The organism is Proteiniphilum sp. X52 (assembly GCF_003712195.1).
GTDB lineage: Bacteria > Bacteroidota > Bacteroidia > Bacteroidales > Dysgonomonadaceae > Proteiniphilum.
On record NZ_RDSD01000037.1, the window covers coordinates 1 to 10797 of the forward strand.

Annotated in this window: 5 protein-coding genes; 4 read left to right on the forward strand and 1 reads right to left on the reverse strand. The window is 42.8% G+C overall.

Going from position 1 to position 10797, the window contains the following annotated elements:
• Positions 1-269 precede the first annotated feature (269 nt).
• The 4 genes from D7D25_RS17090 to D7D25_RS17105 all read left to right on the forward strand — a co-directional run bounded on the left by D7D25_RS17090 (position 270) and on the right by D7D25_RS17105 (position 10456).
• Positions 270-3470, forward strand: coding sequence for a SusC/RagA family TonB-linked outer membrane protein (locus D7D25_RS17090; RefSeq protein ID WP_122970135.1), 3201 nt, complete (start codon positions 270-272; stop codon positions 3468-3470).
• A 171-nt stretch (positions 3471-3641) separates the two neighbouring features.
• Complete coding sequence (locus D7D25_RS17095; protein ID WP_122970136.1) at positions 3642-5129, forward strand: RagB/SusD family nutrient uptake outer membrane protein; 1488 nt, start codon at positions 3642-3644, stop codon at positions 5127-5129.
• A gap of 579 nt (positions 5130-5708) precedes the next feature.
• A complete protein-coding gene (locus D7D25_RS17100) occupies positions 5709-8843 on the forward strand; it encodes a SusC/RagA family TonB-linked outer membrane protein (RefSeq protein WP_221408027.1) in 3135 nt (1044 codons plus the stop codon).
• 23 nt (positions 8844-8866) lie between these two features.
• A complete protein-coding gene (locus D7D25_RS17105) occupies positions 8867-10456 on the forward strand; it encodes a RagB/SusD family nutrient uptake outer membrane protein (protein ID WP_122970137.1) in 1590 nt (529 codons plus the stop codon).
• A 95-nt stretch (positions 10457-10551) separates the two neighbouring features.
• On the opposite strand, the gene D7D25_RS18315 is transcribed toward D7D25_RS17105, so the two are convergent.
• On the reverse strand, positions 10552-10797 hold a 246-nt coding region (locus D7D25_RS18315), incomplete at its 5' end, for a hypothetical protein (protein ID WP_221408028.1).

Consider the following 10797-nt stretch of genomic DNA (forward strand, 5'->3'; position numbering starts at 1 on the left):
GGGGGGGGGGCAGGCAAGCTCTCGTATAATCTCTTAAAGTTTTCTTCATCTCTTTTTAAAAGTTTATTATCCCGTTTTATTTGTTTCTTCAGCTTCATGCCGAAATATGTTTTTGGCATGCGCTTTTGTTTTGTGCCGATCTCACTAAAGACCGGCATGTTTTTTTGTGTCTTGTTAAACCGACAGTCATTCTTATATTTTCCAGAAGCAGGGTTGGTAACAAAAACAAAACTTTATTTCGAATTAATTATTAATTAAAAACATAGAGTATGAAAAGAAAGCTAATGATGTTTTTAACCCTGTTCCTTATGGGGATAGGGCTTAGTGTGGCTCAGACCCAGGTGCGTGGTACCGTGGTGGATGAATCGGGTGAACCGGTGATCGGAGCTACGATTCAGATTAAAGGTACTTCACAGGGTACGGTAACCGATGCGGACGGAAATTTCAACCTGTCTGCTCCTTCCGGTGGAACACTGGTTGTTTCTTATGTGGGAATGCGGACGCGGGAAGTGCCCGTAAGTGCGAATGTGCGTGTGGAGATGACCACTGACTCTCAGATGCTTGACGAGGTGATTGCAGTCGCTTATGGAACAACAAGACGGTCTTCATTTACGGGATCAGCTGCAACCGTGAATGCCGCAGCTATAGAAAACCGAGTTATCACCAATATTACTTCAGTGTTGGAAGGTAATGCATCCGGAGTGCAGGCAACGTCCGCGCTTGGACAACCTGGCTCTTCTTCTTCCATAAGAATAAGGGGATTCGGTTCGGTAAACGCATCGAATGCCCCTTTGTATGTGGTTGATGGAGCTGTGTATAATGGTAATATTGCGGATATTAATCCTTTCGACATAGAATCGGTTTCTGTATTGAAGGATGCGGCATCAACCTCTCTTTACGGTTCCAGTGCCGGTAACGGTGTTATTCTTATCACCACGAAAAAAGGAAAAGCGGGCGCCAGTGTCAATTTAAGTATTACACAGGGAGGATCGCGGAGAGCATACAGCGATTATAGCAGAGTCAATGTATGGGAATATTATCCCCTGCAATGGGAAATGTTGAAGAACAGTTATGTGAGTGTTGGCAATAGCTCGTCTGAAGCCGCACAACTGGCATCCGCCAATATTGTGAATACGTTAAAATATAATCCGTTTACCGGTGTGGCCGACGGCGATGTGGTCGGTACCGACGGGTTGTTGAATCCCGCTGCCACCCAACTGAAATGGGGAGATGACCTCGATTGGGAGGATGCCGCCTATGGAACGGGATATCGGCAGGAGTATGTGTTAAGCTATAATTCCACGACCGATAAGAGCGATACATATGCTTCCATAGGTTATCTGGATGACAAAGGATACATGTTGAAGACGGATTTTGAGCGTTTTTCGGGACGGTTGAATTATAATATTACTCCCAAAAAATGGTTTAAATCGGGTGTGAACCTGGCGTTGTCACGGATAAATTCCAATTACTCGACGTCGACTTCAGACAATAGCAGTAGTTATAGTAATCTGGCTCGTTACATACGCGTTATGGCGCCTATTTACCCGGTACATAGACATGATCTGGGAACAGGCGCTTATTTGGATCAGTTTGGAAATTCTACTACCAATCCCGATGAATATGTTTATGATTATGAAGGAGCGCGTTTATCCAATAACGGTCGGGATGCGGTTGCGGAAACGGAACTGAATATGCGGGATATCTCCAGGGTAAATGTTGTGGGTAGGACATATATTACGTTGACTCCGGTGAAAGGATTGAATATTACCGCCAATTATGGTATTGAGAACGCTGATTTGCGCCGCAAGGTGTACGAAAATCCTTATGTGGGTGATGGAACTGCAGGGCCAGGACGTTTGAATATATTGTCCACGCGCACCTTTTCCGAAACTTTCAATCAATTAATCACCTATGAACGGTCTATTGATGATCTGCACAATTTCGATATTCTGTTGGGACATGAGAATAATTCTTATAAGTATGATTATTATTACTCAATGAAGACCAATGAAATTGTGGAAGGTGTGTATGATTATCCCAATTTTACCAATATAAGCAATTTGTCTTCCTATACCAATTTATATAGAAAGGAAGGTTATTTTACACGGTTGAATTATGATTTCGATCACCGGTATTATTTATCATTCTCTTACCGGAGAGATGGTAGTTCCAGGTTCTCAAAGGAGAACAGATGGGGGAATTTCTATTCGTTGGGCGGATCATGGCGAATTAGCCAAGAGAATTTCATGCAGGATCTCCACTGGGTGAATAATCTGCGGTTGAGGACTTCGTACGGTCAGACGGGGGTTGATGACGTTTTGGATGAGGACGGTTACTCGGATTACTATCCTTATCAGACCTTGTACTCACTGGGAATCAATAATGGATTGGAGGCGGGTGCTTATTTTTCGAACCTGGCCAATATCAACCTGTTGTGGGAAACCCAGGTTTCGACTGATGTGGCGCTGGAATTCGGTCTGTTTGACAGGCTTTCGGGTGTGATAGAGTATTTCCGAAAAGACTCGAAAGATCTTTTATTCCCTGTTTCCATTCCTGCCTCAATCGGGGTAACATCACAGGTTCAGAATATAGGTAAAGTGAGGAACTCCGGATGGGAATTAGGTCTGGATTATCAGATTGTAAAGCAGAAGGACTGGAGTCTCTCTATGGCTGTCAACGGAACTTTTCTTACCAATAAGATCGTCTCCCTGCCGGAAGATAATCGTGAGAACGGAATCATCGATGGCAGTAAGAAACTATATGAAGGCAAATCGAGGTATGAATTCTGGCTCAGGCAGTGGTACGGCGTGAACCCCGCCAATGGTGACGGATTGTATTATTTTGATACAGAGGCTTATAATGAGTCCGACGGTACAATGACCGCAGCAGCCAGGAATTCAATCGTTGAGATTGACGGAAAACAACTTACCAATAGCTACAGCTATGCCAAATATGATTTTAGTGGCTCTTCCATACCTAAACTATACGGAGGATTCAGCTTCAATATCAGGTATAAGAGTTTTACACTTACACCCATGTTCTCCTATTCAATCGGAGGGAAAATATTGGATTTGAATTATGCCAGTTTAATGAGTATGAGTAATTACGGGTATTCCATGCATGAAGATGTGAAGAAAGCTTGGAGGAAAGAAGGGGATATCTCAGATGTACCTCGCCTTGAAAGGAATGATACCCATGCAACGAATATAGGACAGAGTTACTCTACCCGCTGGTTGGTTTCTGCCAGTTATTTGAATTTCAGATCATTGTCATTGGCTTATGAGTTGCCTCGCAACTTGGTTAAGGCTTATGATTTAAGCAACATTCGTCTCAACCTGAGTGCGGAAAACCTGTTCATGATGAAGGCACGTGCGGGGTTGAATCCGCAAGGAAATTATAACGGGTTAACCTATCACGAATATATGCCGGCACGGATACTCACATTCGGATTGAATTTATCGTTTTAATGAAAAAATCATATGAAACGAGCATGATAATCATTTTCCCTAAAGTTAGACTTTTTCTGCGCTCGGCAAAGTAAATAAATTTACTCTGCTATGGCTTCACGAAAAAATTTGTACAAGTCAATGATTAAAAGAGAGTTCTATACAGATACAAGAAAAAAATAAATTAATCGTATGAAATATATCAGACTAATTACAATAGGGCTTGTATTATCCATGATGGTTGCCAGTTGTGGCGACGATTACTTGGATACTACTCCCACGAGTTCGGTTTCCGCTCCGACCATTTCGGAAACGTTAAATGGATTGTACCTCGCTTTGAACGGAATTCATCGCAAAATGGTGTCACAAGACCTGGGAAACCAGGGGATGGGGGGAGAGCCTGGTTTTATGCTCTCCAGGGATGCACATGGTGACGATATGACTTGGGATACCCAGACATGGCATCAAAGTCATCTCACTTGGGCTATCAATACCAATCCTTCCTCTGCCTACAACAACGGAATTTGGAGGACCTATTACCAGTTTATCCTGAATGCCAACATGATTCTCGAAAGCCTGGAAGCCAATTTCTCAGGCTCCCAGGATCCGCTGGCCAAATATATCAAGGGGGAAGCATTGACAATTCGGGCTTGGTGTCATTTCCAGCTTGTTCAATATTATGCCAAAAGATATGTCGCGGGAACCGATAACTCACAACCGGGAGTCCCTTACCGGGAGTCTTCGGAGGCAGTGGAGATGGCGCGTAATACCGTAGAGGATGTATATGTAAAGATTCACCGTGATCTGGATGAAGCGCTTACCTTGTTGGAGGGGTATGAGGCTAATGATGTCAATCATTATACGCAGAAAGTGGTATATGGGCTTAAGGCCCGGGTTGCCTTGACACAACAAAACTATTCTGCTGCGGGAGAGTATGCCGCGCAAGCTATTGGAATGGCTGAAAAAGAAGGGTGTAAGTTAATGACGCCCAATGAATTGATGCATGGTTTTGCCAACATAACCACAGAAACTGATGAGGCGCTCTATGCTGCCATGACCCAGGACGATCAGACGGTTTATTTTTATTCTTTCTATGCTTATATGTCTTGGAATTTCAATTCGTCCTCTATCAGAACCGGGATCAAATGCATCAGTCAGGATACTTATGATATGATGTCGGAAACCGATTTGCGCCGTCAATGGTGGGATCCTACCGGAACAGCCAGTGTGCCGGCCAGCAATTATAACAGACGCGTATATCAAAACCGGAAGTTTACTGCCCGTTCAACGGCCAATGCTGTAGGGGACGTGGCTTTCATGCGCTTGTCGGAGCTTTACCTGATAGCCGCCGAGGCGTATGCGCGGGCAAATGAGAATACGGAGGCGAAAAAATACTTCCTTGCTTTTGTTTCTCAGCGTGATCCCGAATATGTAGATTTGGGAAATACGGGAACGGCATTGGCTGAAGAGGTTATGATCCACCGCAGGATAGAGCTTTGGGGAGAAGGTTTTAGATGGTTTGACCTGAAGCGACTTAATCTGCCATGTGAGAGGAAAGGTAGCAACTATGATGCCACTTTCTGCGGTTTCCTTACCAGAACCCAGAGTGAATCCGGATGGGTTTATGAAATTCCTAAAGTGGAAACCGACTTTAACACGTTGATGGAAACTAATTATTAAGAAAAAACAATAGATGAATCCTTTCAGCAAAAAATTTATAGTTACTCTACGTAAAAATTAAACATTGTTGAAAGGCAGTAAACAGGGCCGGGAGCGATTCCTCGCCCTGTTTTTTACCTTTTGATTTCTCGTACTTTTGTTTTTAGATTTACTCTTTAGTATGTTAAAAACCAATTTTTTTACGGAAAAATTTGTGAAATAAAAACAGAATGATATAAATTTGCAACAAAACATTTGAGAAAGTAGAGAAAAATGAGGTTTAAGTTAGGAAATAATACAACATCTCCCTATTTGTTAATAAATACTAACGGGGGGGGGGGCAGGCAAGCTCTCGTATAATCTCTTAAAGTTTTCTTCATCTCTTTTTAAAAGTTTATTATCCCGTTTTATTTGTTTTTTCAGCTTCATGCCGAAATATGTTTTTGGCATGCGCTTTAGTTTTGTGCCGATCTCGCTAAAGACCGGCATGTTTTTTTGTGTCTTGTTAAACCGACAGTCATTCTTATATTTTCCAGAAGCAGGGTTGGTAATAAAAACAAAACTTTATTTCGAATTAATTATTAATTAAAAACGTAGAGTATGAAAAGAAAGCTAATGATGTTTTTGGCCCTGTTCCTTATGGGGATAGGGCTTACTGTGGCTCAGACCCAGGTGCGTGGTACCGTGGTGGATGAAGCGGGTGGACCGGTGATCGGTGCTACCATCCAGATCAAAGGGACGTCACAGGGAACAGTAACCGATATGGACGGGAATTTTAGCCTGTCTGCTCCTTCCGGTGGAACACTGGTTGTTTCTTATGTGGGAATGCGGACACAGGAAGTGCCGGTAAGTGCGAATGTGCGCGTGGAGATGATTACGGACACAGAAATATTGCAGGAACTTGTAGTAACCGGTTTGGGTTCGGCTACTGACAGGCGCAAGGTAGCCATTTCGGTAGAATCGGTTTCTGAGGAAGCTCTGAAAAGAGTGCCCGCGAATAGTGTGGACGCTGCCCTGATTGGACGGATTGCTGGGGCACAGATCCAATCAACATCTGGACAGCCAGGACAACAGGCGAATATTATTTTGCGCGGTATCAACTCGCTTGGCTCCACACAACCCATGATTCTGGTTGATGGGGTAGAGATAAATTCAAGTAGTTTGGCTATTGGTACGGGAAATTCTTCTTCTCGTTTTGCTGATTTGGATTTATCGAATGTGGAAAGGGTAGAGGTTATTCAAGGAGCTGCTGCCGCAACTATCTATGGAGCACAAGGAGCAAATGGTGTTATTCAGATATTCACAAAGAAAGGGAAAGTCGGACAGCGTACCGACATAACCTATACCGGTTCGTTAAGCATAGACAATGCTCTCAGGGGAAATCTTGCTTTCGCGAAAAACCATTATTATCCAACTACTTCCGATGGATATATAGCCGATGCGTCAGGAAACAGGATAGCTGTCGATCCTGAAACGGGATATTGGAACAAGCCCGTTGATGCGGTAACTCCAACATCAAAAAATGATAAACCGTTTAAGGAAGAAACTTATGATCATATTGATCAATATTTCAAGAAAAATGTGATCACCCATTCTCATGCTTTGAATGTTGTGGGGGCTGCTGAGAAAATAGATTATGCATTATCTCTTGCATATATGGATCAGGAAAGCCCTATCCATGGTAAATATGACAAAAAGAACATAACGGCTAATATCGGTTCTGAAATATTCAAAGGCTTTACCATCCGTTCCATCACGCAATTAATAGCAAGTAAGAATACGACCGGAGGTATTAACAACAGGAATAATATTTACAGTGGTTTGGGCTCTGCATTGCTTGTGCCGTCATTCGTGGACCTGACATATACGGATGCAAGCGGAAATCCTCCTGTGAATTGGGAAGTAGGTAATTCTGTAATGCCTTTTTATACGTATAAATACAGAGATATAACAGCCGATATCATGCGTGTTATACAGGGAATTAACTTGAACTATAAAATAAATAAGTTCGTTGAGTTGGATTATAAATATGGTGTCGATCATTATCGTTACGACTATAATGATTTTATAGCCAATCAACAGAGTACAAATACTCCGGGTGCAGGTATTCCGCCTTTGACCGGCAATTTGGAAAAAAGACAGATACAGGAAACCCAGCAAAATTCATTATTGAGCACATTCCTGCGTTTCGATCTGGCGAAAGATTTCAACATGGACTTCCCGCTTCAGTCCACTACTCAAATAGCATATGACTGGAGGCGGAACGATTATGAGCGGCTCACCGGAACAGGTACCGGATTCGGATTATACCCGCCATTTACAATTACAACCGCCGGAACAAAAACCGCAAGTGATAACATATCCAAGTTTATCACTTTCGGTTATTTGGTAAACCAAAAATTTGATTATGCCGATCTTATGGGAACGTCAATTGGTTTCCGTTCCGATTATTCTTCGGCATTTGGTGAAGGTTCCAAACCCTTTACATTTCCCCGGGCCGATTTCTATTTCCGCCTTTCGGAAATATTGAAAAATCCCAGCATCTATGAGATGAAACTTCGTATGGCATATGGGGAGGCAGGAATACAACCGGCAGCATACGACCGTCTTATTACTTTAAAAAGCGATGTATTGGGCGACCAGAGCTATTTTTATCTGCCCGGAGATTCAGATTATCCCTCACGAAACCCACAACTTGGAGTAGAAAGGACTAGGGAGACGGAATTCGGACTTGACTACGGGATCAGTTTGCATAAGGGCGCATGGTTGAATAAGGTAAGCGGATCGTTGGTTTATTGGACACGTAAAAGTACCGGAACAATCTATCAAATAGGACTTCCCCCTTCAAGCGGCGCCGCGGCTATTCAAACTAATGCCATTGACTTGTCGAGTAACGGTATTCAACTTTCAATGGATCTGGATGTATATAAGTCCAAGTCTTTTGATTGGACATTCGGTGCCCGCTTCAGTAAGGGGAAAACCATTGTGGATAATATTGCAAACCATTTGCCTATCGTGATCGGTGCGGGCGGATCCGGACAGACATCACTTGTTGAAGGAGAACCGGTAGGTGCGTTTTACGGCGTTTCACCGTTGACTTCTATCGATCAGACAAACTCTGCCGGTGAACGCTATATAGCTGAGGCAGATGCATCAAATTATGAACTTGTAGAAGGAATGGTGGTAAACAAGACATCGAAACAAGTGCAATTCACGAATGAGCAGGCAAAGATTGGCGATGCCACTCCCGATTTCTCGATGTCGTTCTTCAATGATTTCACATTATACAAAAATCTGACGTTTTCCTTCCAACTCGATTGGGTGAAAGGTGCCCAGGCATATAATGTATCGCGTCAGTTCCTCTACAGGGATAAAATCCATGCCGATTTCGATAAAGAGGTGACTATTGGCGGAGAAACAGGCGCCTGGGTTGCATATCACAATAGTTTGTATAACACGAATGAAGTGAACAGTTTTTTTGTGGAAGATGCCTCTTTCTTGCGATTGAGAAATATATCCTTATCGTATGATTTTGCACCGTTACTGAAAAACAACTATGTGAGAGGTCTCTTGTTTACTGTTTCGGCACGGAACCTGCTTACTTTCACTCCTTATTCTGGGCTTGATCCCGAGGCGGTGGGAACGAGACTTAATGATCCGCTCTACAGGGGCATTGATTTGTGGTCTATCCCCAACACGCGCTCTATAAACTTGGGATTGACATTAAGATTTTAATCACATAAATAGAAATGAGTCATATGAAAAAAATATATTTACTATCCATTCTATTTGCAGGGATTCTAATCGCTTCTTGTAGCAAAGACACCCTGAAATTAGAAAATCCCAATGAACCGGGATTAGAAGTGCTGGGTGTTGAGTCAGAAATGCAAAAAGCGGCTTTAGGGGTTTATAACCCGCTTAGAATCTATTATTTTATGTGGTTTGTGCAAGCCGACCATAATGTAATGGGCGACGCGCTTTCCATTCCTCATGGTAACTTTGGTTGGCGATGGGTAAATCAAGTTAGTTCCATAACCCGCTCAAACGGGCAGGTAATCACTCCCCCTGAAGGTTCTTCACAACCTGAAATGCTTCGGTCAAGGAATTCACGGGACTATGGCAGCAGTGATAATACGTTCGCACATGAGTGGTTCCCTAATTATGGCGTAATAGGGCATGCAAATTTGATGATGAGTAAACTTGATGATGTTAATTTTACAGGTACCGAGGCCGAGATAGCAGTAAAGAAGAACACTTTTAAAATATGGTTTTTATGGTGGAAAGGGTTTGCTTATTCGCGCATAGGCTCCATTTATTCGCAAGGTACTATATCCGATATATATAGCGAGGCGGGGCGATATGTTTCCCACGCCGAAATTATAGCTGAAGCAAATAGAAATTTTGAAGAAGCAAAAACGCTACTTGCCGGCATCAATGAAGATGATACCTCTTACCGAACTCTCATGACTTCGTTCATACCTTCTCCCTTTCGGGCTAAGCATGGAGGATTCATATCTCCACGCATGTTAGAAAGAAATATCAACAGTTATTTGGCGAGAAATATTTTAGTGAATAAATATGCAGAAGACCTGACTTCCGCAGAATTAACTGAAATCGAGACACTTGCGTCGAATGGTATTCGCGAAGACGATAAGATATTCAATGTAATTACAGACCCGAATAGTGATCTTTGTTTCGTATATCAAACGGCATGGGCGCCATATCGCTTGCTTGCAGGATGGGAATTTGTTTCTGAACGATTGGTGCAGGATTTTAAAGAGGGTGATGCCAGATATACACGTAATATCAAAGAAAGAGCGAGTGCTTATACCAATGCCCGTGGCATGAGTTATGGTACAAGATACGATGTTATATCCAATGGTGATTATGCCAGCTTAGATGCTGGCGTGGCAGAAATGCCCATGGCTTGCACGTATGAGGAAACGCAATTGATGCTTGCCGAGGCAAAAATCCGGAAGGACCAGATCGATGCGGGGCTGGCACATATCGATGCAATAAGAACTTATCAGAATGCCGAATTGGCTGCGGTCTCCGGTACCGGATTGAACAAGGCTGCCGCATTGGAAGAACTTCGTAAAGAACGGCGTATCGGTTTATTCTTGAAGGGAACGGCATTTTACGATGCAAGGCGGTGGGGTATCCTTAAACCCGTATCGGAAGGTGGTGGGCGCACTAATGCAAACTTTTTGTTTGTAAATACTAGTGTAACACCTGCAACCGTAACTTTGGAGCAAGGTACTATCGATTATAATTATATGGAATGGTGGGATGTCCCGGCAGATGAAACTGATTTTAATCCAATTGAAATGCCAGGTATAAAAGATTGATCTTCATAGAAGATTAATTGAAACATGAATTGATTATTGTCATTCGTAATGAATGATAAAACAATAAGACCTTTCAGTTCAATTTATCATAAACTCTACATTAAATTAAACACTATTGAAAGGACCGGACAGGGCCAGGAGTGATTCCCCGCCCTGTCTTTTTTATAGGGCAGTGCGGAGCTGGAAAATCTGATCTGTCTGACTTTTCTAAAGGAGTGGTGCCTGTAGAAGAAATCTTGATGGAGCGAGAAAGGAAAAACTAAAATTGGTCCGTTGTCTTGTATGCCTTTACCGTAAATTGAGCTGGAAGGGATAATGGCATACATGCGAGAAAAAGTGGA

Coding starts and splice junctions, on each gene's coding strand:
- D7D25_RS17090 (WP_122970135.1), top strand. CDS start 270: ATGAAAAGAAAGCTAATGATGTTTTTAACCCTGTTCCTTATGGGGATA.
- D7D25_RS17095 (WP_122970136.1), top strand. CDS start 3,642: ATGAAATATATCAGACTAATTACAATAGGGCTTGTATTATCCATGATG.
- D7D25_RS17100 (WP_221408027.1), top strand. CDS start 5,709: ATGAAAAGAAAGCTAATGATGTTTTTGGCCCTGTTCCTTATGGGGATA.
- D7D25_RS17105 (WP_122970137.1), top strand. CDS start 8,867: ATGAAAAAAATATATTTACTATCCATTCTATTTGCAGGGATTCTAATC.